The 25,463-nt window shown below is 72.5% G+C and carries 23 protein-coding genes, 2 tRNA genes and 1 pseudogene; 14 read left to right on the forward strand and 12 right to left on the reverse strand.

Annotated features, from left to right (window positions below; all coding sequences use genetic code 11):
• Positions 1-177 precede the first annotated feature (177 nt).
• On the forward strand, positions 178-876 hold the full coding sequence (locus ACLJPY_RS43345) for a GNAT family N-acetyltransferase (protein WP_410596807.1): 699 nt from the start codon (positions 178-180) through the stop codon (positions 874-876).
• Entirely contained in the window at positions 876-1,088 is a 213-nt protein-coding gene (gene infA, locus ACLJPY_RS43350; RefSeq protein ID WP_176175606.1) for a translation initiation factor IF-1, read from the forward strand. The genes ACLJPY_RS43345 and infA overlap by 1 nt, the downstream gene beginning before the upstream one ends.
• A gap of 58 nt (positions 1,089-1,146) precedes the next feature.
• On the opposite strand, the gene ACLJPY_RS43355 is transcribed toward infA, so the two are convergent.
• Complete coding sequence (locus ACLJPY_RS43355; RefSeq protein ID WP_410596808.1) at positions 1,147-1,608, reverse strand: phage tail protein; 462 nt, start codon at positions 1,606-1,608, stop codon at positions 1,147-1,149.
• Positions 1,609-1,751: 143 nt separating this feature from the next.
• Here ACLJPY_RS43355 and ACLJPY_RS43360 point away from each other — a divergent pair.
• The 3 genes and pseudogenes from ACLJPY_RS43360 to ACLJPY_RS43370 all read left to right on the forward strand — a co-directional run bounded on the left by ACLJPY_RS43360 (position 1,752) and on the right by ACLJPY_RS43370 (position 3,816).
• A pseudogene (locus tag ACLJPY_RS43360) lies at positions 1,752-2,245 on the forward strand (dihydrofolate reductase family protein).
• 27 nt (positions 2,246-2,272) lie between these two features.
• A complete protein-coding gene (locus tag ACLJPY_RS43365; protein WP_410596809.1) occupies positions 2,273-2,596 on the forward strand; it encodes a YciI family protein in 324 nt (107 codons plus the stop codon).
• A complete protein-coding gene (locus ACLJPY_RS43370; RefSeq protein ID WP_410596810.1) occupies positions 2,593-3,816 on the forward strand; it encodes an RNA polymerase sigma factor in 1,224 nt (407 codons plus the stop codon). The genes ACLJPY_RS43365 and ACLJPY_RS43370 overlap by 4 nt, the downstream gene beginning before the upstream one ends.
• 201 nt (positions 3,817-4,017) lie before the next feature.
• Here the strand turns inward: ACLJPY_RS43370 and ACLJPY_RS43375 are convergent, their stop codons facing one another.
• Complete coding sequence (locus tag ACLJPY_RS43375) at positions 4,018-4,434, reverse strand: DUF2750 domain-containing protein (RefSeq protein WP_410596811.1); 417 nt, start codon at positions 4,432-4,434, stop codon at positions 4,018-4,020.
• Between the two features lie 73 nt (positions 4,435-4,507).
• Positions 4,508-5,071 carry a CGNR zinc finger domain-containing protein gene (locus ACLJPY_RS43380; protein ID WP_410596812.1) on the reverse strand — a complete coding sequence of 188 codons (564 nt, stop codon included), beginning with the start codon at positions 5,069-5,071 and terminating at the stop codon, positions 4,508-4,510.
• Positions 5,072-5,152: 81 nt separating this feature from the next.
• Between ACLJPY_RS43380 and ACLJPY_RS43385 the strand changes: the two genes are divergently transcribed.
• The 6 genes from ACLJPY_RS43385 (at position 5,153) to ACLJPY_RS43410 (ending at position 10,777) form a co-directional block, all read left to right on the forward strand.
• Entirely contained in the window at positions 5,153-6,292 is a 1,140-nt protein-coding gene (locus ACLJPY_RS43385; RefSeq protein ID WP_410596813.1) for an epoxide hydrolase, read from the forward strand.
• 58 nt (positions 6,293-6,350) lie between these two features.
• Complete coding sequence (locus ACLJPY_RS43390) at positions 6,351-7,889, forward strand: hypothetical protein (RefSeq protein WP_410596814.1); 1,539 nt, start codon at positions 6,351-6,353, stop codon at positions 7,887-7,889.
• A 26-nt stretch (positions 7,890-7,915) separates the two neighbouring features.
• Positions 7,916-7,993: transfer RNA gene (locus ACLJPY_RS43395), tRNA-Gly, on the forward strand.
• A gap of 37 nt (positions 7,994-8,030) precedes the next feature.
• On the forward strand, positions 8,031-9,350 hold the full coding sequence (locus ACLJPY_RS43400; protein ID WP_410596815.1) for an SDR family NAD(P)-dependent oxidoreductase: 1,320 nt from the start codon (positions 8,031-8,033) through the stop codon (positions 9,348-9,350).
• On the forward strand, positions 9,347-10,447 hold the full coding sequence (locus tag ACLJPY_RS43405; RefSeq protein WP_410596816.1) for a ribonuclease inhibitor: 1,101 nt from the start codon (positions 9,347-9,349) through the stop codon (positions 10,445-10,447). The genes ACLJPY_RS43400 and ACLJPY_RS43405 overlap by 4 nt, the downstream gene beginning before the upstream one ends.
• Before the next feature lie 254 nt (positions 10,448-10,701).
• A tRNA-Ala gene (locus tag ACLJPY_RS43410) sits at positions 10,702-10,777 on the forward strand.
• Here ACLJPY_RS43410 and ACLJPY_RS43415 read toward each other — a convergent pair.
• From ACLJPY_RS43415 to ACLJPY_RS43425, 3 genes are all read right to left on the reverse strand, one after another.
• Complete coding sequence (locus ACLJPY_RS43415) at positions 10,775-11,611, reverse strand: hypothetical protein (protein WP_410596817.1); 837 nt, start codon at positions 11,609-11,611, stop codon at positions 10,775-10,777. The genes ACLJPY_RS43410 and ACLJPY_RS43415 overlap by 3 nt on opposite strands.
• Positions 11,612-11,698: 87 nt before the next feature.
• Positions 11,699-12,694, reverse strand: a complete 996-nt coding sequence (locus tag ACLJPY_RS43420) for an aldo/keto reductase (protein WP_410596818.1) — start codon at positions 12,692-12,694, stop codon at positions 11,699-11,701.
• 8 nt (positions 12,695-12,702) lie between these two features.
• Positions 12,703-13,572 (reverse strand): helix-turn-helix domain-containing protein, encoded by an 870-nt coding sequence (locus ACLJPY_RS43425; RefSeq protein ID WP_410596819.1) that lies wholly within the window; start codon positions 13,570-13,572, stop codon positions 12,703-12,705.
• Positions 13,573-13,794: 222 nt separating this feature from the next.
• On the opposite strand from ACLJPY_RS43425, the gene ACLJPY_RS43430 reads away from it, so the two are divergent.
• Positions 13,795-16,581 carry a tetratricopeptide repeat protein gene (locus ACLJPY_RS43430; protein ID WP_410596820.1) on the forward strand — a complete coding sequence of 929 codons (2,787 nt, stop codon included), beginning with the start codon at positions 13,795-13,797 and terminating at the stop codon, positions 16,579-16,581.
• Here ACLJPY_RS43430 and ACLJPY_RS43435 read toward each other — a convergent pair.
• The 3 genes from ACLJPY_RS43435 to ACLJPY_RS43445 are packed head-to-tail and all read right to left on the reverse strand — an operon-like array spanning position 16,574 to position 18,827.
• Positions 16,574-17,311, reverse strand: a complete 738-nt coding sequence (locus ACLJPY_RS43435; RefSeq protein WP_410596821.1) for a phosphatase PAP2 family protein — start codon at positions 17,309-17,311, stop codon at positions 16,574-16,576. The genes ACLJPY_RS43430 and ACLJPY_RS43435 overlap by 8 nt on opposite strands.
• Positions 17,308-17,970 carry a dienelactone hydrolase family protein gene (locus tag ACLJPY_RS43440; RefSeq protein ID WP_410596822.1) on the reverse strand — a complete coding sequence of 221 codons (663 nt, stop codon included), beginning with the start codon at positions 17,968-17,970 and terminating at the stop codon, positions 17,308-17,310. Before ACLJPY_RS43440 ends, ACLJPY_RS43435 begins: the two co-directional genes overlap by 4 nt.
• Positions 17,967-18,827, reverse strand: coding sequence for an arginase family protein (locus ACLJPY_RS43445; RefSeq protein WP_410596823.1), 861 nt, complete (start codon positions 18,825-18,827; stop codon positions 17,967-17,969). Before ACLJPY_RS43445 ends, ACLJPY_RS43440 begins: the two co-directional genes overlap by 4 nt.
• A gap of 65 nt (positions 18,828-18,892) precedes the next feature.
• Here ACLJPY_RS43445 and ACLJPY_RS43450 point away from each other — a divergent pair, with 65 nt between their 5' ends.
• Complete coding sequence (locus ACLJPY_RS43450) at positions 18,893-20,245, forward strand: TrpB-like pyridoxal phosphate-dependent enzyme (RefSeq protein WP_410596824.1); 1,353 nt, start codon at positions 18,893-18,895, stop codon at positions 20,243-20,245.
• A gap of 4 nt (positions 20,246-20,249) precedes the next feature.
• On the opposite strand, the gene ACLJPY_RS43455 is transcribed toward ACLJPY_RS43450, so the two are convergent.
• A complete protein-coding gene (locus ACLJPY_RS43455; RefSeq protein WP_410596825.1) occupies positions 20,250-21,524 on the reverse strand; it encodes a diguanylate cyclase in 1,275 nt (424 codons plus the stop codon).
• A gap of 208 nt (positions 21,525-21,732) precedes the next feature.
• Here ACLJPY_RS43455 and ACLJPY_RS43460 point away from each other — a divergent pair, with 208 nt between their 5' ends.
• Entirely contained in the window at positions 21,733-22,011 is a 279-nt protein-coding gene (locus tag ACLJPY_RS43460; protein ID WP_410596826.1) for a hypothetical protein, read from the forward strand.
• A 315-nt stretch (positions 22,012-22,326) separates the two neighbouring features.
• Here ACLJPY_RS43460 and ACLJPY_RS43465 read toward each other — a convergent pair whose 3' ends face one another.
• Both ACLJPY_RS43465 and ACLJPY_RS43470 read right to left on the reverse strand, forming a co-directional pair.
• The gene (locus ACLJPY_RS43465; RefSeq protein WP_410596827.1) at positions 22,327-23,526 is read right to left on the reverse strand and encodes an MFS transporter; all 1,200 of its coding nucleotides are present in this window, start codon (positions 23,524-23,526) and stop codon (positions 22,327-22,329) included.
• A 51-nt stretch (positions 23,527-23,577) separates the two neighbouring features.
• On the reverse strand, positions 23,578-25,362 hold the full coding sequence (locus ACLJPY_RS43470; RefSeq protein WP_410596828.1) for a VanW family protein: 1,785 nt from the start codon (positions 25,360-25,362) through the stop codon (positions 23,578-23,580).
• Between the last annotated feature and the right edge of the window lie 101 nt (positions 25,363-25,463).

Genomic DNA, 25,463 nt, shown 5'->3' on the forward strand with positions numbered 1-25,463 from the left:
GCCGCCGGAAAAGGAGTGGGCGGGCCGCCGGCGGGCTGGTAACTTGCCCTTGACCGTGACCCGGCCCGAGGAGGTGAGACCCGTGAACGTTGTACGCAGTGGGTGCTCCCCCTCGTCGTCACGGGCGGGCGGCTGACGCAGTGTCGCCGGGAGCCCATCCTCCCGAAAGGCGACACCATGAACCATCTGCACCAACGGCCGGGCGTGGCCGGCCGCGGGGAAGTCTCCCGGCGACCGGACGGACGCCTCTTCCTCAGCATCGACACGTGGGACGACGCGGACTTCGCGCTGCTGGCGGCCGACATGCTGCCCGCGCTGCCGAGGCCGCTGTACACAGTGGTCGACGAAGCCGACACCGAGCTCCGGTCCCGCTGGGCATCGGCCGGTTTCACGACGCGCCGCCGTGAGTGGGAGTACGTGCTCCCCACGGCACCGGGCCCGGTACCCGCTCCGGCGGGGGTGACGATCGGGCCGCCGTCCGACGAGCGCGCGCTGCGCTCGCTCGAAGACGCGATCCGCGCCGAAGTCTCGGCGACGGTGGGCTGGGCCGAGATGCCGGCGGAGATCCTGCCCCGCCCGGACGTCCCGGACGTCACCAAGTACGTGGTGGCGGAGTCCGCGGACGGCTACCTGGGCCTGGTCCGGCTGGCGGCGGTGACGCGGCAGCCGCGGATCGGGCTGCTCGCGGTCCGCGCGGACCGGCAGCGCCGCGGAATCGGCCGCGCGTTGCTGCTGCACGTGCTGGACGCGTTGCACCGCAAGGGAATCCCCGCGGCCTCGGCCGAAGTGACCGAGGCGAACACGGCGGCGATGGCGCTGTTCGAAGGCGCCGGAGCCCGCCGGGCCGGCAGCAACCTCGAGCTGGTGCTGCGCTGATGGCCGGGATCGAGATCGAGGGCACGGTCGTCGAGTGCCTGCGGAACGCGACGTTCCGGGTCGAGCTGGAGAACGGGCACAAGGTGCTCGCGCACATCAGCGGGAAGATCCGGAAGAACTTCATCAAGATCCTGCCGTTCGACCGGGTCCTGGTGGAGCTGAGCCCGTACGACCTGAACCGCGGACGCATCCTGTTCCGCTACCGCACGTAGTGCCGGCAGGCCGTCGCCGGATTCCCGGCGACGGCCTGGCACGGTTTCGGACGCGGTGTCAGTACTCCTTCTTGATGACGAAGTAGGAGCCGCGGATGGTGCCGGCCAGCTTGGACTTCTGGCGGGCGAACTTGAACGACGACAGTTCCCCGGGGATCTCCATCCCGTCGGAGAGCTTGAACCCGACTGCCCGCTTCCCGCCTTCGTCCACCGTGTACAGGACGTTGATCGACAGGCCGTTCTCGTAGAAGACGTAGGTCCACCGGATGTTCTCGACCTGGAACTCGGTCGCCTCGAGCGGGCGCGAGGCGATCACGATGCCGCGCTCCTCCTCCAGGATGCGGTGCACCCGGTCGATCGCCGCCTTCGCCTCGCTCGCGGGCTCGACGGTGAAGTCGTGGTCGTACTTGTTCTTGAAGTACCGGGCCTCGTTCGCCCGCAGCCCGGCCAGCGCGTCCGCGACCGGTGACGACTCGAGGCCGGCCGTGGATACGGTGTCGAAGGCGACGGTGTGGGGCATGGCGATCCTCCGTGTCTGTCCTGACGGGACTCAGCCTAGGCCCTCGGGACCGATCCCGAAAATCTTGCGTGGGGGTTGTCGGATCGGTGCGGCGGCGTTCGTAGCAGGGGTGAAGCCACCCGCAACCGGAAGGAATCCCGGCCATGAAGCTCACGACCACCACGCAGATCACCCTCGACGGAGTCGTCCAGGGCAACGGCGGCGCGTCGGACGAAGACCGCCGGAACGGGTTCGAACGCTGCGGGTGGGCCCTGGGCGCGGGGACGCCGAGACCCACGCGTTCATCAACGGGATCTACGAGCGCGCAGACGCCTTCCCGCTCGCCGAACCGCGGTGGGCCGGCACCCGCGTCCTGCCCGGTGACCTCGCGGCCGCCGTCGCGGACCTGAAGGCCGAGCCCGGGGGCGAGCTGCAGGTGCACGGCAGTGGCACCCTGGTCCGGTGGCTGCTGGCGAACGACCTGGTCGACGAGCTGACGTTGCTGGTCGTGCCGGTGGTCGTCGGCCAGGGCACGCGGCTGTTCCCGGGAACCGGCCCCGACCTCGCGCTCGACCTGGTCGAGTCGCGGGTCGACAGCGTGGGCTTGACGATCCAGGTCCTGCGGCCGGCCGGCCGCCCGCACTACGCCCAGGCGTGAACACCACCCACCGGAGAGGATCCCGCGATGCAGTACCTGGTTTCCGTCATCGACGACAAGAGCGAACCCGGCCGCACGGACCGGCAGCCGGCCATCAGCGAGTTCAACGAACGGCTGATCGCCGAGGGCTACTGGGTCTTCGCGGGCGGCCTCGCGGACACCGACGCGGCCACGGTCGTCGACAACCGGGGCGAGCAGGCCGTGCTCAGCGACGGGCCGTTCGTCGAGTCGAAGGAGTACCTGGCCGGCGTCTGGGTGTGGGAGGTGCCCGATCTGGACGTCGCGCTGAAGCTCGCCGCCGAAGCGTCGAAGGTCTGTGACCGCAAGATCGAGGTGCGACCGTTCCGGTGAGCGACGTCGAAGCCGCGGTCACCCGGGCCCACCAGGAGGAGTGGGCCCGGGTGGTGGCCGCGCTGACCAGGCGGTTCGGCGACCTCGACATCGCGGAGGAGGCGGCCGCCGAGGCGTTCGCGACCGCCGTCGAACGCTGGCGGGCCGACGGCGTGCCCCCGAACCCCGGCGCCTGGCTGACCACCACCGCCGTCCGCAAGGCCATCGACCGCATCCGGCGCGAGAGCAAGCGCGACGACAAGCACCAGGAGGCCCGGATGGTGCACGACGACGACCCGCCCGAGCCCCCGGGCGCCATCGACGACGACCGGCTCCGGCTGCTCTTCACGTGCTGCCACCCGGCGCTGGCGACGCCGGCCCGGGTGGCGCTGACGCTGCGCCTGGTCGGCGGGCTGACGGTGCCCGAGATCGCTCGCGCGTTCCTGGTGCGCGAAACGGCGTTGGAGCAGCGGATCACCCGCGCGAAGGCCAAGATCAAGGCGGCCCGCATCCCCTACCGCGTGCCGTCCGCCGAGGACCTCCCGGCGCGGGTGGCCGGCGTGCTCACGGTCCTGTACCTGGTGTTCAACGAGGGCTACCTGGCGACCGGTCCCGGCACCGACCCGATCCGGGCCGAGCTGACCGCCGAGGCGATCCGGCTGACCCGCCTGGTCCGCGCCCTCCTCCCGGCCGACGGCGAGGTGACCGGGCTGCTGGCGCTGATGCTGCTGATCGAGGCCCGCCGCCCGGCCCGGGTGGCGGCGGGTGAGCTGGTCGCGCTCGACGAGCAGGACCGCGGCGCGTGGGACACGGCGCTGATCGCGGAGGGGCACGCGCTGGTGCGCGAGCGCCTCGCCGCCGGCGTCGCCCCGGGCCGCTACCAGATCCTGGCGGCGATCAACGCCGTGCACACGTCGGCCCGCGACATCCGCGACACGGACTGGTCCCAGGTCGTCGCCCTCTACGACCAGCTGGTCCGCGTGGACCCGTCGCCGGTGATCGCGATGAACCGGGCGATCGCGGTCGCGGAGCTCGACGGCCCGGAGGTGGCACTGGCGGCGGTCGACCGCCTCGAGGACCAGCTGACGGGCTACCACGCGTTCCACGTGACGCGCGCCGACCTGCTGCGCCGCCTGGGCCGCGGCGAGCACGCCCGGGCGGCGTACGACCGGGCGATCGAGCTGGCGGGCAACACCGCCGAGACGGCGTACTTGATCCGGCGGCGGGACCAGCTCGGATAGGAGGTGGCGACGCCGGTCACTCGTTCCCGGTGGACGTCGGCGGATTCCGGGTCGTGCGCACGTGCCGGTGCCCGGCGGCCGGGAAGGCCGGTGGTGCGGGCGGCAGCCGCTCGTGCAGGGCGTACCCGCACCGGTCGCCACGGCCGCGACCGCAAGGCGGACCCGGGCGGTACGGACAGGATGACCGTCCCTTCCGCGCGATCACCGAAGCTTGGCACGCTCGGCCCGGACCTTGGACGCGAACTGCGCCGGTGTCCACGTCACGGCGATCCGGGCGCCGACCGGGAACACCGCGACGCCGTACCCGTCTTCCGCCAGTCCGGGCAGCCACACCTCGAGGAACCGGTCGAGGTCCGCGGGGATCGGCTTCTCGTCCGGGGTCACCGGCCCGAACTCGCGGATCGCGAAGTCCGGGTGCGGCCACACCGGCACGACCACGCGACCCTCGGAATCCGCCATCACCGCGGTGTCCTCGTCGTCGCCCCAAGCGCAGATGAGGCCCGCGGCCACGACGGTGCGGACGAGGTAGAGCGCCCGGGAGGCGCCGGGCTTCGCCGACCAGAGGTCGGCCTCCTCGGCCGGCAAGGGCGGGAACCCGCGCACTGCTTCCCCTTTCACGGCGGGTCTCACCGCCGCCGGTGAACTGCCGCGGCGCAGACGCCTTGCCCTGCCGCCGGTGCGAACACGGCCGTCATCCCGATCCGCCGCTCCTGCGCTGATTGGCGTGGAACCGCGCCTTCTTCTGCCGGTTCCCGCACGTGTTCATGTCGCACCACCTGCGGGTGCGGCTTTGGCTGGTGTCGAAGAACGCCGCCCGGCAGGTCGGGGACGCGCACCGGGCCAGCCTCCCGTCGCGCTCGCCGGCGAGGATGGCGATCGCGTCGGCCGCGATCACGCCGAGGGCGTCTTCCACGCCGTTCAGCCGCCAGTGCCGCTCGCCTGCGGGCGTCAGGATCGCCGCGGCCCGGCCGGCGCCGCTGCGGTCGTTGATCACCCGGACCGCCGCCTCGGGCAGTGCCTCCCCGCTCGCGGCCGCCGTCGCGGCGGCGTGGATCGACTCCCGCAGTTCGCGGGCGAGCTCCAGCTGGGCGGTGGTGCACGACGTCACGGCGAGGCCGCTCACCGCCAGCCAGTCGGCGAGCCGCTGCGGCGTCGGGATCCGCTCCACCGGGTCGCCGCGGCGCTCCGTCAGCGTCGCCGTGAAGCTCGTCGCCAGCACGGTGCCGAGGCGGAAGTCGGGGAACTCAGCGGGCATGGAACCAGCTTAGCCGGTTGCGGGTCACCGGTCGGCGTGTTAGAACCACCTAAGCCGGTTCCGTCGAGTTCAGGAGGTCTCATGTCCAGCGACGTGCACCCGTTCGAAGCCCGTGCGTCCGACGCCGACCTGGCGGATCTGCGCGCGCGGCTGGCCGCGGCGCGGCTGCCGGAGGCCGAGACCGCCCGGCGCCGCTGGGAGCAGGGCGTCCCGCTCGCGGACCTCACCGACCTCGTGACCTACTGGCGCACCGGGTACGACTGGCGGTCGTTCGAAGCCCGGCTCGACGAGCTCGGCCAGTTCCGCACGACCGTCGACGGCCTGGGCATCCACTTCCTGCACCGCCGGTCCTCCCGCGCGGACGCCACGCCGCTGGTCCTCACGCACGGCTGGCCGGGCAGCGTCGCCGAATTCGTCGACGTGGTGGCCGAACTGGCGGATCCGGCGGACGGCGACGCGCCGGCGTTCCACGTCGTCGTCCCGTCGCTCCCCGGCTTCGGTCACAGCGACAAACCGGCCACCACCGGGTGGGGCACCGAAAAGATCGCGGCCGCCTGGGTGGAGCTGATGAAAAGGCTCGGGTACGACCGGTTCGCCGCCCACGGCGGTGACTGGGGCGGCAACATCACCACGGTGCTCGGCGGCCGGTTCCCGGAGCGCGTCCTGGGCATCCACTCGACGTTCGCAGCGGGGCCGCCGGGGTTGCCGGTGGACGGCCTGACGCCGGTCGAGCGCCGGTGGGCCGAGGAGACCCACCACTTCTGGCGCCACCGCGCGGCGTACGCGAAGCAGCAGGCGACCCGGCCGCAGACCATCGGTTACTCGCTCGTTGACTCACCGGTCGGGCTGCTCGCGTGGATCCTCGACAAGTTCGCCGAATGGTCGGACACCGAAGACAGCCCGTTCGAGACGATCTCGCGCGACCGGATCCTCGACGACGTCACCCTGTACTGGCTGACGCGGTCCGGCGCGTCGGCGGCCCGCATCTACTACGAGAGCCACAATTCACTCGACCCGGAGCTGCGCGTCGACGTCCCGGCGGCCATCACGATGTACCCCCGGGACATCGAGAAAACCCCGCTTCCGTGGGCGCAGGACCGGTACCGGAAGATCGTCCGGTGGAACGCGCCCGCGAGCGGGGGACACTTCCCGTCGCTGGAAGTGCCGGAGTATTTCGTCAAGGACCTGCAGGAGGGCCTCGCGGCCGTGCTGCACAGCTGACTCGATCCGGGTCCGGGCCGTGTCACGGCCGTGATCACCGCACCCCAGGCTGTACCAGGTGCGAACCGGGGTATTCCTGCGCTGGGCGGCGCATCCGCTGACGGCCGGCGGCACCGCGCTGCTGCTGCTCAACGACCACGTCTTCAAACCGGCGTGGCCGGGCCTGGTCACCGGCAAGCTCAGCGACGTCGCCGGGCTGGTGGTGGCCCCGCCGCTGCTGGGGTTGCTGCTGGGCCTCTTCCTCGCTGCCCGGGTGGCCGCCGTGGCGGCGGTGCTGGTGACCGGCGCCGGGTTCGCGGTGGTCAAGCTCGGCGCGGCCGGCGCCGTCTCGGCCGTGTGGTCGGTGGTCAACGGGCCCTCGGTCGTCCTGGCCGATCCCACCGACCTCGTCGCCCTGCCCGCGCTGGGCCTGTCCTGGTGGGCCTGGCGCCGGGCGGCGGCGGCCCCGCCCGTGCCGGACGGGCTCGCGGCCCGGTGGCGGGTGGTGGTCGTGCTGCCCTTCGCCGCGCTGGCGATCACCGCGACCTCGGCACCCGTGGATACCACCCAGGCGGTCGAATCCGTGCGCGGCGACGGCTCGCAGGTGGTGATCGAGGCGGCGGGCCGGCTCTACGGTTCCGCCTCGGGCGTCGACGGCTGGAAGTTCCTTTCGGCCGCGCCCGCGTCGTCCGGGGCGTCGCGCCAGCCGCAGGTCCAGGCGTGCGCACCGGAAGCCGCCGCGCACTGCTACCGGGTGCACGGCGACGGCGTCTCGGACTCCGGCGACCGGCGCGGCGGCCGCCTGTTCGGCGTCGACGAGACCACCGATGGCGGCCGGACCTGGCGCACCGCCTGGGAAGTGCCCGCCGCCCGGTGGGAGTTCGTCCAGCGGCAGCACCCGTTCCCCGCCGGGGTGCTCCGGCTGTCCAAACTGGCCAGTACGGAGGTTCTCGTCCGCGCCGTCCCGGGCGGGCACGAGGTGTTCGTGGCCAACGGCGTGGAGGGGCTGGCGGTCCGCGGGGCCGCCGGCGACTGGCGCCGCGTCCCGGTCGTGGACGCCGGGACCGGGCTGGACATCCGGCCGGTGCCCTTCACCGGGTTCGGCCGGGTGATCGGGGACGCCGTGAGCACGGCCGGGCTGCTGGCCCTGCTCGCGCTCCTGATCGGGACGACGGTGGCGGCCACCCGGGTCCGCACCCGGCTCGGCCGCGGCCTCACCGCCGCGGCGCCCATCGCCCTGTTCCTCTTCCTGGCCGTCCCGATCAGCGGCGCGGTCGCGTTCTTCGGCGAGAACGCCGCGATGTCGACGACGCTCTGGTCGGTCACGACGTCGTGTCTGGTCGCCATCGGAACGGCGCTCGTGGTGACCCAGCCGCGCCTGCGCCGGCCCCGCACCCCGGCCATCGTCGCGGCGGCCGTCCTGACCGGACTCGCCTTCGTCGCGCCCGCGCTGGGCTGGACGGTCGGGTACCCGCAGGAGCACGCCCCGACCGTCGTCCTCGGCGTGATCATCGCCGCGGCCTGCCTCCCGGTGGTCGTCGCGGCCGGCTGGTGGACGGGTGCGCGGGACCCGGACGTGCTGGTCGAACCGCCCTGGCCGCCGGTGCCGCGGCCGTAGCGCCGCAGGATACGATCCGGCCCAATGCCAAGGTCGTAGCGCAAAGGCAGGCGCGCCTCCTTGCCCAGGAGGGGCACGCCGGTTCGAATCCGGCCGCCCTGGCAGGCCGGTCCCGGCGCGGACCCGCAGGAGGGGGACCGCATGATCACCGAAGCCGAACTCGCCGTGTTCCACGAAACCGTCGCCCGGCTGCGGGAGCTGCCGGTGGACGACCCGGTGCGGTTGCAGGCCGAGCGGGTGGCCGAGTCGTTCGCCCGCGAAGGACGCCAGCGCCGCAAGAAGGTCCGGACCGCCGAACGTGCCGAAGCGGACGCGGCGGTGGACGCCGCGACGGCGACGGGGGCGCGCGCCCGGCGTGAAGACGCGCCGCTGCGGGAGCTCCCGGACGCGGTGGGCCGCCCGTTGGCCCGGACGAGGCGGTGTTACGTCTGCAAGGAGCCCTACCGCCTCGCGGACGCCTTTTACCACCGGCTCTGCCCGGCCTGCGCCCAGGAGAACGCCGAGCGCCGCCGGGCGAGCACGGACCTCACGGGCCGCCGCGCGGTGCTCACCGGCGGACGCGTGAAGATCGGGTTCCAGCTCGCGCTGATGCTGTTGCGGGACGGGGCCGAACTGCTGGTCACCACCCGCTTCCCGCGCGACGCCCGGCGCCGCTTCGAGGCGGTTCCCGGCAGTGACCGGTGGCTGGACCGGCTGACGGTGGCCGGCGTCGACCTGCGTGACCCGCGCCAGGTGCTCGGCCTGGCCGAGTCGCTGCGCGCGGACGGCAGGCCGCTCGACATCCTGGTCAACAACGCCGCCCAGACCGTGCGGCGCCCACCCGAGTCGTACGCGGCGCTGATCGACGGCGAGGCCGGCGTGCTGCCGTCGAACGTCCTGCTGGCTCCGGGATTCAGCCCCGTGCTCGCGTTGGGGCCGAGCCGCGGCGCGCTGACCCTCGCCGAGCTCGACGAAGCGGGACTGCTGCCGGACACCGCCCCGGCCAACTCGTGGTCGGTCCGCGTGGGGGAGCTCGACGCGGCGGAGGTGCTGGAGACGCAGCTGATCAACGCACTGGCCCCCACGCTGCTGTGCGACCGGCTGCTGCCGCTGCTGCTGGCCTCGCCGCACCCGCGCCGGTACGTCGTCAACGTGACCGCCGTCGAGGGCCGGTTCGCCGTGCGGAACAAGACGTCCCGCCACCCGCACACCAACATGGCCAAGGCGGCGCTCAACATGCTGACCCGCACCAGCGGGCCCGAGCTCGCCCAGCGCGGCGTCTACATGTGCTCGGTCGACACCGGCTGGATCACCGACGAGAACCCGCTGCCGAAGAAGGCCGGCCTCGCCGAAGCCGGCTTCCGCACGCCGCTGGACATCGTGGACGGCGCGGCCCGGGTGTACGACCCGATCGTGCGGGGCGAGCGGGGTGCACCGAGCGCCGGGGTGTTCCTCAAGGACTACCGGGAGGCGGCGTGGTGAGCCGGCTCGAGCCGCTGTTGGCGTGGCTGCGTACCGGCACGGCCACTGCCGAACGGCGTGACTTCCCGACGGGCACGGCTTTGCCTGACGGTCGCCTCGATCTGTGCAAGTCCGCGCTCGGCCCGGACGGCGCGGCCCAGGTGGCGGCGGCGCTGCGGCCGGGCGTGGTCAAGCACCTCCTGCTGGGCACGGACGGGCTCGGCGACGCCGCGGCCGAGGTGGCCGGGCCGGCCGTCGAGAGCGAGGTCGAGACGCTCTACCTCGGCTGCAACGGCATCACCGCGGGCGGGGTGTGCCGGATCGCGGACAACCTGCGGATGTCGCCGCAGGCCGGCCGGGTGACCGGCGTCTGGCTCAAGCGCAACCCGGTCGGCGACGGGGACGCGGTGGCCGCGCTCATCGAGTCCGCGCGGTCGCTGCGGACCCTCGACCTGGTCCAGACCGGTCTCGACGCGGCCGGGGTGGCGAGGGTGGTGGCGGCGGTGCTCGCCGCGGCCGGGAGCGGCCGGCGCATCGAGCGGCTCTACGTCGGCGGCAATCCGCTGGGCCCGGCCGGGGCGGCCCACCTGGCGGCGCTCCTGGCCGCCGACGTCGTGACCGAGCTGTACGTGTCCGCGGCCCGGCTGGGCGACGAGGGCGCGCACGCCATCGCCGACGCGCTGCGGCCGGGGAACCTGCGCCGGATTTCCCTGGCCAGCAACGGAATCGGTCCGCAAGCGGCGGCCGAGCTGGTGATCGCGGCGGCCCGCGCCGGGGTGGAGGTGTGCGACCTCGGACGGGTGAAGGCCGCGAAGGTGCTCGACGCGGCGGACAACCGGCTGGACGAGGCCGCGACAACGGCCATCGCCGGCGCGCTCGCCGACCGGCCGCACCGCCTGCAGCACCTGGTCCTGAGCAACACCAGGCTCGGCAGCCACGCGGCGCACCGCCTGCTCGACGGCGCCCAGCGGGCGGCCACGCCCACCCGGTTCGTCCTCGGCAAGGGCGTCGCCACGAGCATCCGGCGCCGGCTCGACCAGGCGAGCGCCGCGATCCCCGCGCGGCCGCCGGTGCCGCCCGACGTGGCGGCCGTGCGCAGCGTCCACCGCGGGGGTTGACGGGGCTGTTCCGTGAAGAACTTCCCGGACGCTGGGCGAGCAATGCCCCTCCAGTCACGCGAGATGCCCTTCCAATCACGCGAGAAGCCCCTCCAGTCACGCGAGTTACGTCTCTGATCACGCGAGTTGCGGCCGTCCAGCCCGATCCCGGCGGGCGGCGCCGGCTGCCAGGCCGCCGGCGCCCGCCGGTCGGTCAGGTCGATGACCGGCCACCGGGTCCGGTACCCCGCTGTTCCCCCGGTAGCATCCGTGCCGACGGGTCGTAGCGCAGAGGCAGTCGCACCTCCTCGGCAAGGAGGGTCACGCTGGTTCGAATCCAGCCGCCCGTCACTCACCCCGCGCGATCGCGCCGCACGTGGCGACCAGCTCGGGCACGGTTCCGGCGAACGTGCGCAGCAGCCGCGCCAGCACCGCCCACGCGTCCAGGTTCGTCCCGAGCTCGCTCCGCACCGATGGCGCCAGCACGGCGGCGGCCTCGCCGACGCGGTGCGGGAACAGCTGGGTGCCGAAGTGCAGCACGGCCAGCACGTCCCGCGGCGGCCGGCCCCGTTCGACGTAGTCCCGTGGTTCGACGATGCCCGCGTTGCGGAGCCGGTTGACGAACTTGGGGTGCGAGCCGAACTGCGCGCGCAGCTCGGGCGGGCAGTCGATCCGCTCGCCGAGGGCCCAGCGCGCGAAGCCGGGCAACGGCTCCGCCCGATCCGCCTCGGCGACCGCGGCCCAGTCGGGCCGGCTGACCGCCCGCGCGGCCACCCGGGCGGCGCCCATGGTCCGCGCCTCCCGCAGCCCGCCGATCAGCCCCCGCCCGCTCGCCGGGATGTGCGGTTCCCGGTGGGAACACCACTGCAGCCCGCAGTTCACCCGCACGGGCAGCGGCCCGGCCGCGGACCCGAACGGCAGGCCGCGCAGGATGTCGCGCTTGAGGGCGTCGTCGACGCGGTCCCGGTGGAAGACGACCCGGTTGGTGTCCGGATCATCGCGTTCGAGCATCCACAGGAGCACCGCCCGCGGCGCACCGAGCCGATCGAGCCGCCATCCGGCCTGCTCGTCGTCGACCGGCACGGGCACACCGATTCCGAGCCGCTCCCGCACGGCGGCGGCGTCGCCGGGGTCGATCAGCGAGAGCAGGAACTGCACCCCCGGCTCGGTGTTGCCACTGTTCACGGCGGTGAGTATCGCAGAAGGACGGTGCCCGCCGCGCCGGGTTTCGCCCGGCGGGCGGCGGTCCCGCGCAACCGCCACCCGCCGGGCTTACAGCTCCATCAGGGCGAGGCTCGCCGCGGTGTTCCGGTCGCCGATGACCTCGCCGGGCAGGATGGCTTCGTCCAGCTCCTTCACCTGCCGGTCCGACAGCTCGATGTCGACCGCCGCGGCGTTTTCCTCGACGTGCCGGAACCGGGTGGTGCTCGGGATCGGCACGATCCCGTCGTCCTTCGCGAGCAGCCAGGCCAGGGCCAGCTGCGCCATGGTGCAGCCGACCTCCTTCGCGACGGCGCGCACCCGTCCGACGAGCGCCAGGTTCCGGTCGAGGTTGTCACCTTGGAAGCGTGGCTGCCGCCGGCGCAGGTCGTGGGCTTCGAGCCCGTCCAGCGAAGTCAGCGCGCCGGTGAGCAGGCCACGCCCGACCGGCGCGTACGCGACGATGCCGACGCCGAGTCCCTTCGCCGTCGGCAGGATCTCGTCTTCGAGGTGCCTGCTCAGCAGTGAATACTCGCTCTGCAACGCGGTGATCGGGTGGACCGCGTGGGCGCGGCGCAACGTCTCGGCACTGACTTCGGACAAGCCGAGGTGCCGGACCTTGCCGGCGTCGACCAGGTCCGCCATCGTGCCGATCACGTCCTCGATCGGCACGTCCGGATGGCGCCGGTGGAGGTAGTACAGGTCGACGTGGTCGGTCCGGAGCCGTTCCAGCGACTCGTCGATCGAGCGCCGGATGTACCCGGGGGAGTTGTCGACGATCCGGTCCGTTCCACTTTGGACGAACCCGCACTTGGTGGCCAGCACGACGGAATCCCGGCGGCCGCGCAGGGCGCGGCCCACGAGCCGTTCGTTGGCGGACTCGCCGTGCTGCGGCGCGCCGAAGGAAGGTGCCGTGTCGATGAGGGTGATCCCGCGGTCGATCGCCCGGTGGATCGCGGTCACCCCCGCTGCCTCGTCGGCCCGGCCGTAGAACTCCGACATGCCCATGCAGCCGAGTCCGAGAGCGGAAACCTTCAGTTTCGACCCGCCGAGTTCGCGTTTGTGCATTGTTTTCCTCAGCGGTTCGCGGCGCGCTCGATGAAAGCGCGCGATTCTTCCGTGCCCAACGCCATCGAGCTGAGCAGTTCGAACTCCTGCACGTACTGGTGTACCTCGCTTTCCGTTTCGATGAAGAAGAACCTGGTCTTGTTCTCCAGGTAGACGACGTCGGGTCGCCGGGTCGCCGAAGACTCCAAAATGGAGAACGAGCCGGAGGTCACCGGCGGGATCCCGGACTTGAAGAGCAGCACCCGGATGGTGATGTCCGGCCACGTGGCCAGTTCGGCCAGGTGCTTGAACTGCGCGCGGGTGACGCCGTTGTCGATCCGCCCGTCGGGCGTCCGGATGTGCCGCCGGAACGCGGCTTCGTCGATCACGGCGGACAGCCGCATGGGTGGGTTGTCGCGTTTCAGGACGGCTTGCCGACGGCGCGCGATGTCGATCCGCCGGTCGACCTCGGCCGGCGCCGGGACCTGCAGGGTCGACTGGATGACGTTCCGCGAGTATTCCGGGGTTTGCAGCAGGGCGTGGGGCACCAAAGCGCAGTAGCAGCGGAGTTCGGCCGAGCCGGCTTCCAGCTTGATCAGGCTGGAGTACCCGGACGAGAGGTTGTTGGCGTACGCGTCCCACCAGCCCTGCGTCCGGGCCGAGGCGGCCAGCCTGCGCAGGGTTTCCGCCCGGTCGTCGAGGACCTCGTACAGGCGGAACAGCGCCTCGAGGTCGTCCTGGCTGATCCCGATCTTCCCCGTTTCGATCCGCGAAACCTTCGACGTCGACCAGCCGAGCCGCTCGGCGACGTTCTTCCCGTTGAGGCCGGCGCTCTGGCGGAGGAGCCGGAGTTCGCCGGCCAGCTGACGCTCGCGCGCGGACGGCGCATCCTGCGTCATGGGCCTATGCCCCCTTCGGAGTAGTGCATGCCGAATGTCGCGGTAGTCCTCGTGAGATCGTACGGCACAACTTGCGCAATTGTTCCCGTGCAATATTGCAATCACCCTTCCGGGCACCGTTGCGCTGGCTCATCCTGGTGGACGCCACCCCGCGTCAGCGATTTTCCCGGCGTGCCGGCGTACGCGTGGACGGCTCGATCGCTCCTGGGGAGGAGGACGCTCATGTTCGAGGGCTACCCGGAGGTCGTCCGCACGGCGGTGCCGGACGTCGAAGCCGGTCTGGTGCCCGACCAGCGGCGCGCGGCCGGCTTCGGCGCCGCTTCGCCGGTTTCCGCCATCCGGCCGGTGGACCGGCGCCAGGCGGTGCACCGGACGATCCTCATCGTCGACGTCGAGGGGTTCGGCAACCCGCAGCGGACGAACCCCGACCAGGTCGCGGTCCGCGGCGGGGTCTACCGCGCGCTGCGGTCGGCGTTCGAGGCGGCCGGCATCCCGTGGGACAGCTGTGACGTCGAGGACCGCGGGGACGGCGTGTTCGTCCTCGCCGGGGCCGAGGTGCCCAAGTCCGCGTTCGTCGAGTCGCTGCCGCGAGCCCTGGCGACCGCTGTGCGACGGCACAACAGCACGCACCCGGAACCGGGGCGGATCCGGCTGCGGATGGCGTTGCACGCCGGTGAGATCACCTACGACGACTTCGGGGTCACCGCGAAGTCGATCAACCTCGCGTTCCGGCTCCTCGACGCACCGCCGCTTAAGGCGGCGCTGGCCGGGTCACCGGGCGTGCTGGCGCTCATCGTTTCGTCCTGGTTCTTCACCGAGGTCGTCCGGCACAGCCCGATCGAGGACGCGACGACGTACCGGCAGGCCGATGTCCGCGTGAAGGAAGCGGACGTCCAGGCCTGGATCTGCCTGCCCGACCACCCCTACCCGGCGGACGAACGGCCCGCTCCGGCGCGAACCGCTGCGCCGGTACCCCGGTTGCCGGCCCGGCCCCGGTCGTTCACCGGGCGGACCCGGGAACTGGCGGAGATCACGAAGTCGTTGCCCGCCGCGGCGGACGACGCCGGCGCGATCGTCGCGATCGTCGGCATGGGTGGCATCGGGAAGACGTGGCTCGCCCTGCAGTGGGCCCACGACAACGCGGAGTTGTTCCCCGGCGGGCAGTTGTACGTCAACCTGCGCGGGTTCGACCCGTCGGGCGCGCCGGTGGAACCGCCGGAGGCGATCCGCGGGTTCCTCGAGGCGTTGCGGCTGCCGCCGGGTTCGATCCCGCTCGACGCCGAGGCGCAGGCGGCGCTGTACCGGGACGCGGTGGCGGACCGGCGGATGCTGATCGTCCTGGACAACGCCAGGGACAGCGTCCAGGTGGCGGCCCTGCTGCCCGGCAGCCCGAGCTGCACCGTGCTGATCACCAGCCGCAACCAGCTGACCGGGCTGCTCACCACGCACGACGCCCGGTCGTTGACCCTGGACGTGCTGGACGCGCCGGAAGCCAGGGAACTGCTCGCGAAGCGGCTCGGACCCGGCCGGGTCGAGACCGACCGGGTGGCGGTGAGCAAGCTCGTCACCTACTGCGCCGGCCTTCCGCTCGCGCTGGGCATCGTCGCGGCGTACGCGGCGACCTACGCGGACCTCCCGCTGGCGTTGCTGGCCGCCGAGCTCGGTGAGGCCTCGGCCAGGCTGGACGCGCTCGACGGTGGTGAGCTCACCTCGAACCTGCGCGCCGCGCTGTCCTGGTCCTACGAGGCACTCGAAACCGAGGCCGCCCACGTGTTCCGGCTGCTCGGCATGGCGCCCGGCCCGGACATCGGGCTGCCCGCGATCGCCGCACTGACCGGGGTGCCCGCCGGCCGGGTCACCGCGCTGGTCCGGCAGCTGGAGAACGCGCACCTGGTGCAGCGCCACGGCGCGTCCCGCTACCGCATGCACGACCTCATCCGGCTCTACGCGGGCGAGCGGGCGGCCGAGCCGCGGTCCGGCGGAACACCGGCGCTGCGGCGGCTGGTCGGCTTCTACCTCCACACGAGCCACGCGGGCGAGCGACTGCTGTACCCGCACCGCAAGCCGATCGACGTCGGCGAACGGCCCAGCCGGTCCCCGCTCCCGGAGTTCGCCGACGACGCCTCGATCCTCACCTGGTTCGACGCGGAACACGCCAACCTGCTCGCCGCCCAGCAAGCGGCGGTCCGGTTCGGCTGGCCGGACCTCGCCTGGCAGCTCGCCTGGACGTTGCACGGCTACCTGCTGCGCCGCGGGCACCTGCACGAGCAGCTCAGGACGTGGCGGGTCGCGCTCACCGCCGCGGAGCAGCTGGAGGATCCCGGACTCGAAGGACACGCCCGCCGCCTGCTCGGCCAGGCCTACGCGCGTGCCGGGCTGCGCGCCGAGGCGTCCTCCCACCTGCACCGCGCGCTCGGCCTGGCCCGGCAGAGCGGTGACACGCACGGGGAAGCCCGTGCGTACTACGACCTGTCCTGGGTCTGGCGGCAGGTGGACGACCGCCTGGCCCTGGACTACGCCGAGCTGGCGCTCCGGCTGTTCCGGACGTTGGCCAACCCGGTCTGGGAGGGTGAGGCGCTCAGCATGGTGGGCTGGTACCAAGCGCTGCTGGGCGACTTCCGGCGGGCCGGGACGTCCTGCCAGGAGGCCCTGGACCTGTTCGTCCGGCACGGCAACCGGCAGGGCCAAGCCGTCACGCTGGACTGCCTCGGCTACATCGAGCACCACCGTGGCCGGCACGAGCGGGCGCTGGTGTGCTTCCGGGAATCACTGGAACTGTGCCGGAACCTCGGTGCGACGTACTACGAGGCCGACACCCTCGATCACCTCGCTCGTACCCACGCCGCGCTGGGACAGCACGCCGAGGCGCGCACGGCGTGGGTGCGCGCCTTGGCCCTGAGCCGCGCCCAGCACCGGATCACCGACGTGAACCGCATCATGCGCCAGCTGGCCGACCTCGAAGACCTCTGCGTGCTGACCCGCCCGGAAGCCACCGCCACGGCTAGCTAGGGACGGGTTGCCCCGATCCGGCCCGACGCCGGCGTGCGAGGAGGCGACCGCACACCGACGCGACGCCGATCGACACCGCCAGCAGCGCCACGCTGCCCGCGACGTCCAGGACGTAGTGGTTCCCCGTCCCCAGCACGACCGCCACCATGACCACCGGAAACGCCCACGCCGCCCACGCCGCGCGTGGGTGTGTGCTCCGCAGCGCCGTCCACACCGCGTAGGCGCACCACAGCGACCAGCCCACGTGCATGCTGGGCATCGCCGTGTAGTGGCTGGGGTGCGTCCAGCTCGCGCGGCCCGCTTCGCCCAGGATGTCGTACCGGGCGACGACGTCCACCGCGCCCGGCAGGGCGGAGCGCGGCGGGGCCATCGGCACCGCCCAGTAGACCAAGAGGACAAGGGCCGTCATCGCCACCATCGTGCGGCGGACCTCGCGGTAGACCACCGTGCGCCGAACGAACACCCACACGAGCACGCCGGCGACCACCACGTAGTACAGCCGGTACACGTACACCGCGAGGTGACCGAGGACCGGGTGCCCGGCCAGCCGGCTGTTGACGCTCCCCTCGATGTCCAGGTGGGCCGCCTGTTCGATGACCTGGAGGGCCAGCGCGTCGGCGTTGGCGGCCGCGAAGTCCTTGCCCACGGCCGCGTCCAGCCGGGTGAAGAGCCAGAACCAGAGCAGCAGGAACACCAGTTCCCCGCCGGCCCGGACGAGCGCCGCCTTCACGCCGGCAGGGTCCGCCGCAGGAACTCCGTGGTCAGCTCCCACGAGCGGGCCGCCGCTTCGGGGTGGTGGAACATCGGTGCGACGTTGTTGTGGAACGCGTGGCCCGCCTCCTCCTGGACGTGGATCTCCGCCCCCGGGTGGTCCGCCACCGCGGCCTCGACCACCGCCACGTCCGACCGCGGGATGTACGGGTCCTGGCCGCCGAAGTGGAACTGGATCGGGCAGCCGACCCGGGCGAGCGCTTCGATCTGCTCTGGGACCCTCGAGCCGTAGAACGACACGGCCACGTCGGGATCGCCTTCGGCCGCCGCCGCGAACGCCAGCGAGCCGCCCAGGCAGAACCCCAGGACGCCCACTCCGCCCGTCACCTCGGGCCGGGACCGGAGGTGGGCCACCGCGTCCAGGACGTCCGACAGACCCAGCGCCGGGTCGAACTTCGCCGCCACCTCCACCGAAGCCGCGACGCCCGCTTCGTCGTGCGTCGACGACCAGCCCGGGGCGAACCGCCGGAACAGTTCCGGGACCGCGACCACGTACCCGGCCGCGGCCAGGTCCGCCGCCACCGAGCGCAGGTAGTCGTCCAGGCCGAAGATCTCCTGGATCAGCACCAGGCCCGGCCCGCGGCCGGACGGCGGGTGCCACAGCGGGAGGCCGGTCATCGCAGCGCCCTTTCCAGGATGTCGGCGACCAGGGCGGCCTGCCGGCCGTCCGGGTCGAGGTCGGGGTCGAACACCGTCAGCTCGAAACCCGCCGCGCCCGGCAGGGACAACAGCTGCCGCAGCACCGGAACCAGGGTGTCCGGGTCGAGGCCGCCCGGGTCGGGACTGTCCACTGCAGACACGTACGCCGGGTCCAGCACGTCGATGTCCAGGTGGAGCCAGAAGCCGTCCAGGCCCTCGAACGGCGACGAAAGCGTCAGCCCCGAAGCCATGATCGCTTCGGAGGTGACGTGGGCGATCCCCGCGGCCCGCACGTCCGCCGATTCGGCGGACCGCACGCCGAGCACCAGGACGTCTTCGTCGCGGACGTACGGGCGCAGGCCGTCGATGTCGGCCAGGCCGCGCTCACCGCGGCCGGTCATGATCGCCAGGTCTTCCCCCGCCGCCGCGTCGACGTGCTCGGCGACGCCCAGGTGGCGGAAGTCGTCGTGGCCGTCGACGTAGGCGATGCCGTACCGGCCCGCGCGGCGCAGCGCCAGCATCGCGCCCAGCGAGATCGAGCAGTCGCCGCCGAGGACCACGGGGAAGCCGCCCGACGAGCGGACCGCGGTCACCCGCTCCGCCAGCGCGCGCGTGTAGGCGGCCAGCGCCGCCGCGTTGCGGACGCCGTCACCCGGCTGCCACGTGCCGACGTACCGGCCGGGTGTCACCACGCCGCCGTCGGCCGCGCCCAGGCGGCGCAGGATGCCCAGGTCGCGCAGCACGCCCGGGGTCTTGTAGCAGCCGGGCACCGCGCCTTCGGCAGGCGGGCGCAGGCCCAGGTTGGACGGCGCGTCGATCAGGACCGGATTCCTCACCCGAACACCGTACTGGTTCGGCGGCCGGGAGCGTCCTAGGTTGGGGTGCCGACCAAGGAGGCGTGATGGCTGAACAGACCAAATACGTCCTGGACGAAGCCGATCTCCCGACCCAGTGGTACAACGTCATCCCGGATCTGCCCGAGCCGCCACCGCCGCCGCTGCACCCCGGCACGCGCGAACCCGTCGGCCCGGAGGACCTCGCGCCGCTCTTCCCGCAGGCGCTCATCGCCCAGGAAGTGACGACTGATCGCTATGTCGACATCCCGAAGGAAGTTCGGGAGGTCTACCGGCTGTGGCGGCCGTCGCCGCTCTTCCGTGCGCGGCGGCTGGAGAAGGCACTGGGCACGCCGGCGCGCATCTACTACAAGTACGAGGGCGTCAGCCCGGTCGGCTCGCACAAGCCGAACACCGCGGTGCCGCAGGCGTTCTACAACGCGGCTGAAGGTGTCACGCGGCTGACGACGGAGACCGGCGCCGGCCAGTGGGGGAGCGCGCTGGCCTTCGCCTGCGCCCAGTACGGGCTGCAGTGCGAGGTCTGGCAGGTCCGGGCGTCCTACGACCAGAAGCCCTACCGCAAGCTGATGATGGAGACGTTCGGCGCGACGGTCCACCCGAGCCCGTCCGAGCTGACCGCGTCCGGCAAGGCGATCCTGGCCGAGCACCCGGACTCGACCGGCAGCCTCGGCATCGCGATCAGCGAGGCGGTCGAACAGGCGGCGCAGGACCCGGACGCGCGGTACGCCCTCGGCAGCGTGCTCAACCACGTCCTGCTGCACCAGACGGTGATCGGCGAGGAAGCGCTGAAGCAGTTCGAACTGGCCGGCGACACCCCGGACGTCCTGGTCGGCTGCACCGGCGGCGGCTCCAACTTCGGTGGCCTCGCCTTCCCGTTCCTGCGCGAAAAGCTGGCCGGGCGGATGAACCCGGTGATCCGCGCGGTCGAGCCGGCCGCGTGCCCGTCGCTGACGCGGGGCAAGTACGCCTACGACTTCGGCGACACGGCCGGCCTCACGCCGTTGCTCAAGATGCACACGCTCGGCCACGAGTTCATCCCCGACCCGATCCACGCGGGCGGCCTGCGCTACCACGGGATGTCCCCGCTGATTTCGCACATCTACGAGCTGGGCCTGATCGAGGCCATGGCGATCGGCCAGCAGGAGTGCTTCGCGGCGGGAGTTCGGTTCGCCCGGTCGGAAGGCATCATCCCGGCGCCCGAGCCGACGCACGCGCTCGCGGCGTGCATCCAGGAAGCGTTGCGGTGCAAGGAAACGGGCGAGGAGAAGGTGATCTTGACGGCGCTGTGCGGCCACGCCCACCTGGATCTGCCGGCTTATGGCGCTTACCTGGCGGGGAACATGGTGGACGACGACCTGCCGGACGCCACGCTCGAAGCTTCGCTGGCGACGCTGCCGTAGGGCGTCAAAGCACGTCGGGGATTTCGGGACGGGTGAGTTCGCTGCGGGCTTCCGCCAGGACCACCCGGTCCCGCCCCGCCGCCTTCGCCTCGAACACCGCGTCGTCCGCGGCCTGCAGCAGGATCGTGTACTCCGTGGCCGTCTCCGGGTACACCGCTGCGCCGATCGAAGCCGTCAGGCCGCTGATCACTTCCGGCTTGCCCGGGCGGACCACCGGCACCGGGACCTCGACACGGGCGATCGCCGTGCGGATGCGGTCCGCCACCGACGCGATCTCGGCGCTCGTCGTGCCCGGGAGCAGCACCACGAACTCGTCGCCGCCGAAGCGGCCCACGTAGTCGCCGCCGCGGACCGAGGCCTGGATCGCCGCCGCCACCGCGCGCAGGACCTCGTCGCCCGCCAGGTGGCCGTTGCCGTCGTCGATGGCCTTGAAGTGGTCGATGTCGATCATCAGCACGCCCGCGGTCGAGGACAGCTCCGCCGCGCGGGCCAGCTCGTTGCGGGCCAGCTGGACCCAGAACTCCGGGGCGAGCAGCGCGGTCTTGGAATCCGTGCGCGCGGCCGCCTGGAACTGGGGCAGCAGCAGGCCGATGTGCAGCGCCACCGGCGTCACCATGAGCACCGGCAGCAGCCACGGCCGGACGGTCATCACCAGCGCGATGCCGCACCCGACGCCGACCGCGGCCAGCACGATCAGCACGTCGGACGGGTTGCCGAACGCCTGCCGCGGCGGTTTGCCCGGGTTGCTCATCACGATCGCGAGGATCACCAGCACGTAGTTGAGCCCGAAGTAGACGATCCCGGACGTCAGGAGCGCGGTCATCCCGCCGAACCCGTCCAGGTAGGGCACGTACGGCGCCAGGTGCCCGGTGCCCGCCCACAGCACGGCCCCCGCGGCGGTGCAGGCGAGGATCACGGTCGCCCCGGAAAACACTTTCCGGTGAATCACCCCACGCCGTTTGTAGACGCGGAACCAGGAATGGGCATAGCTGACGACGATGACCAATGTGGCCAACGGCGGAGGGAGCAGGAGCAGCCCGGCGAAGATCCAGATCGACTGGAGGTGCATGTGCGGACGGCCGTCGGCGGCGAGCTCGCGGATGCGCTCGATGCGTTGCGCCGCTTCCAGGTGCACGATCTCACCGGCGAGGACCAGACCACACCAGAGCAGTGACTGGGCGGTGATCGGCACCAGGGTGGCTGTCGAGAGGACCGCGACCAGCGCCAGGGCGTCGACGATGAGGACGTAGCCGAACACGGGAGTGGCCAGCTTCCACATCGCCCACGTTCGGATACCTGATCGTGGACGTTCTGAGCTGGGCTTTCGCCCTGGGGACCCGGACAATCCCACGAAACGCCCTTCTGCTCAGGATGGAACTCTTCGCAGAATTTGTGACTGTAATCGAATGAACGCGGTGTGTCACTAGGCTGGTCGGGCTACCGCTCGGTCACGCACCGTGCAGTTTTCTCACAACCCAGGAGAAATCATGTCGCACTTCACGCCCAACGCCAACATCGTCCCGTCCCGCCGGCGCGCGCAGCGGCCGACCGACTGGACCCGGCAGCTCCCCACCGACTGGACCCGCGCGATCCCGACCGACTTGACCCCGCGCCGGCTGCCGACCGACTGGACCGCCCGCGAACTGCCCACCGACTGGACCGTCCGCGAGCTGCCGACCGATTGGACCCGCCCCGGCGTCTCGCCAGCGGAGTGCCCCACCGACTGGACCCCGCGCCGGATCCCGACCGACTGGACGCGGTCCTGACCAGTGCCCGGTGACCGGCCGTCGGGCCGGTCACCGGGGCTCCGGTTGCGCCTGCCGCCACAGGCGCGCCGCGCCCAGCGCCGCCACCACACCCACAGCCCCGGCGCCTGCGACGACGCCGTGCGGGGCCACGCGTTCCGCGGCCCGGCAAGCGCATCGGCGCTGCCGCTCGCACCTCTGCGGTCGCCGGAACTCGGGCTGCGCTTGCCGCCGCAGTTGAGCCGCATCCCACGCTCACCGTCCCCGCGCCCGCCACGACACTGTGCGGACCCTTGGGGTTCGCGAGCAGGCCCCATAACCGCTGGCCCCTGCCGGTCACCGGGGCTCCGGTTGCGCCTGCCGCCACAGGCGCGCCGCGCCCAGCGCCGCCACCACACCCACAACCCCCGCGCCTGCCGCGACGACGTGCGGGGCAAACCGCTCCGCCGCCAGTCCCGCCAGCACCACGCCCAATCCCTGCGACACCCGCAGTGCGGTCAGCGCGAAGCCGAACGCCTGCGCGCGCTGGGCGTCCGGCGTGAGCTGGACGAACGTCGTGTTCGCGATCAAGTTGTACGAACTGGCCACTCCGGACAGCGTGAACAGCGTCAACGTGGCCACCACGTCCGGTCGCAGCGCGCAGCCCAGCAACGCCGCGCACGCCAGCACCGCCAGCGGCCCCAGCAACCGGCTGCGCCGGGCCGGGGGGATCCGGGACAGCGCCGCCATGCCGATCACGTTCCCCAGCGCGTACGCCCCGAGCAGCAGCCCGACCACGACCGCGTCGCCGCCGAGCTCGGCCGCGTACGGGGCGGCGATCGCTTCGCCCGCGATGTAGCTCCCGGACACGCAGCCCAGCGCCACCAGTGCGAGCCGGCGGGGGTCGCCGACCACCACCGTCCAGCCCGCCCGGACGTGCCGCCACCAGCGGACGCCGGACGTTTCGCGCGGCGGCCGCGGTCGCACCCCGGCCACCAGGAACAGCGCCGACACCGCGAAGCTCGCCGCGTCCGCCAGGAGGGCGCCGCCGGTGCCGATGGCCGCCACCAGCAGGCCGCCGAGCGCGAACCCGGCCACCTGGCCCGCCTGCACCAGCATCATGAGCAGGCCCATCCCGGGAACGAACGTCTCGCCCGGCAGCACCTGCGGCAGCAACGCGGCCCGCGCCGAATTCCAGACCGGGTTGAACAGCTGGACGCCGACCAGCAGCGCCGCCACGGTCGGCAGCGGGAGGCCCGGCACCGCCATCACGGCCACCGCGAGCGCCCGCAGGACGTCCGCGCCGAGCATCACCGTCCGCGGCGGGTACCGGTCGGCCAGCCCCGACAGCAGCGGGCCGCCGACGAGGTCCGGCAGGAACGTCAGCGCGTACGTCAGCGCGGCCCAGCCCGGCGAGTTCGTGCGGTCGTACACCAGGATCGACAGCGCGACCCGCGCCAGCTGGTCACCGGTGACCGAGACGAGCTGGGCGGAGAACAGCGCCCGGAACTCGGTCACGGCGAGGACGTCCCGGAAGCCTGCCGCGCGGCTGCTCATGGGCACTCAGGGTACCGTCGCGGACGCCCAGCGTGAACGGCCGTTAGGAGGTCACCGGCCCCCGCCGCAGACGATTTTCGGCTGCGGGTTGTAGTGGACGGTCCGGGTCGAGCGGCTCACTTCGCGGCCGGTGGCGACGTCCTTCAGCACCCGCGTGTCGGTGGTGGTGAAGCCCGGCGCGCCGTTCGAGGCGTGGCAGTTCTCCGCCGGGCCCGGCTTGGGCTGCGGGTCGCTCTGGTTGGTCTGCGCGCCCGGGATCGACTCGACCGTGTAGCGCTTGGTGCCCCACAGCTTCACGGTGATCGACGACGGCGTCCAGATCGTCTGGATCGCGATGCCGGTCGGCGCGTCGTTGGTGAACTTGAGGTCGATGACGCTGGACCCGTTGGGGTTCTGGAACACCGTCGCCTCGCGCGCGGCGGGGTAGCGGCTGATGTAGTAGCTGTGCTCCTTGTGGCCCGCGTCCTTCAGGCCCGCGAAGTAGGCCGCGTTGTACAGCGTCGTCGCGAACTGCGAGATGCCGCCGCCGACCTCGCGCCCGGGCGCGCCGTCCTTGATCACGCCCGCCTCGACGTAACCCTGCGCGGTGCCGCGCGGGCCGGTGAACCCGTTGAGGCTGAACGTTTCCCCCGGCTTGACGATGGCGCCGTTCACCTTCTGCGCGACGACCCGGATGTTGACGCCGGAGTCGGCCGCGAACTTCTGGGTCGTGAACTCGCCGACGACCTCCTTGATGCCGAGCTGGTTCGCCTGCTCGGTGGTGACCTTCGCCGGGCTGTCCTTGTAGACGGCCGGGACTTCGCGGCCGTCGGTCTTCTTCAGCACGTCCGGCAGCGGCTTGAGGCTGGGGTCCCAGTCGACGGTCCGGCCGTCGGTGGAGGGGTCGACCGCAGGCTTGCCGCCTTCGAAGACGACGGTCGCGTCCTTGCCCTCCTTCTCGGTGGACTTCAGCTGCGGCCCGGCGGCTTCGGCGATCTTCGCGTTGTCGATCTTCGGCGTCAGCCCGCCGCCGTCGGCCGGTTCGAACGTGATGGCCGCGGCGATCGCCTCCGGCTTCACCGTGGCGTTCTTGCCGTCGCCCTTGACCACCAGCGGCCCGGAGACGGCGGGGCGCGCGAACCCGTCGAGCGCCGCCCGGACGCCTTCGGGCGTGGTGCGCACCGGGGTACCGGTCACCGGCAGCGCCACGGGTTCCCCGCTCGCCCACTTCTCGACGACGGCGGCGGTCGCGGCCGGCACGTCGAGCTTCTGCCCGGCCTTCGGCGGCACGGCGACGGGCTCGACGCCCTCGAACTTGACGGTGCCTTCGACCGGCTCGCGGTCGACCTGGCCGCGCAGTGTCTCGAGCGCGGCGGTCAGCTTCGCGTCGTCGGCGTGGCTGACGACGCCGACCTCGCGGCTGGAAAACAGCGACGACAGGCGTGTGAAGGGGTTCAGCGGCTGCTCGCCCGCCTGGTCGAGGGTCTGCGGCCAGTCCAGCTTCAGCCCGGCGAGCGTCGGCGACAGCGTGCCGTGGAACTCGCCGGCGGTGACGGCGAGCGGGCGCGTCAGCCGCGGCTCGATCTGGCCGCGCAGTTCCTGCTCGGCCGCCTCGCGGTCCATCCCGCCGACGTCGACGCCGGCGACGGTCACCCCGCGCGGCACGCTGCCCTGGCTGACCAGCAGGTCGACGCCGTAGACCGCGACGAGCAGGCCGAACACCCCGCCCGCGATCCACCCGGCCGTGCGGAGGGAGCGCTTCGCGGGAGCCGCGGCCGGGTCCGGCTCGGGCCGGACGACCGGCAGGACATCGGTCAGCTCGCCGTGTGAGTCGGGCCAGTGCGGTTCGTGCGGCAACTCTCCACCCCTTCAACGCGGCGCCGGGTCGCGCCGGTGACGGGACCAGCGTACGGGGCACCCGGACAAGCCGTACGACTCGCCCTAACGGGGGATGAAAC

Source organism: Amycolatopsis sp. lyj-23 (genome assembly GCF_046549135.1).
GTDB lineage: Bacteria > Actinomycetota > Actinomycetes > Mycobacteriales > Pseudonocardiaceae > Amycolatopsis.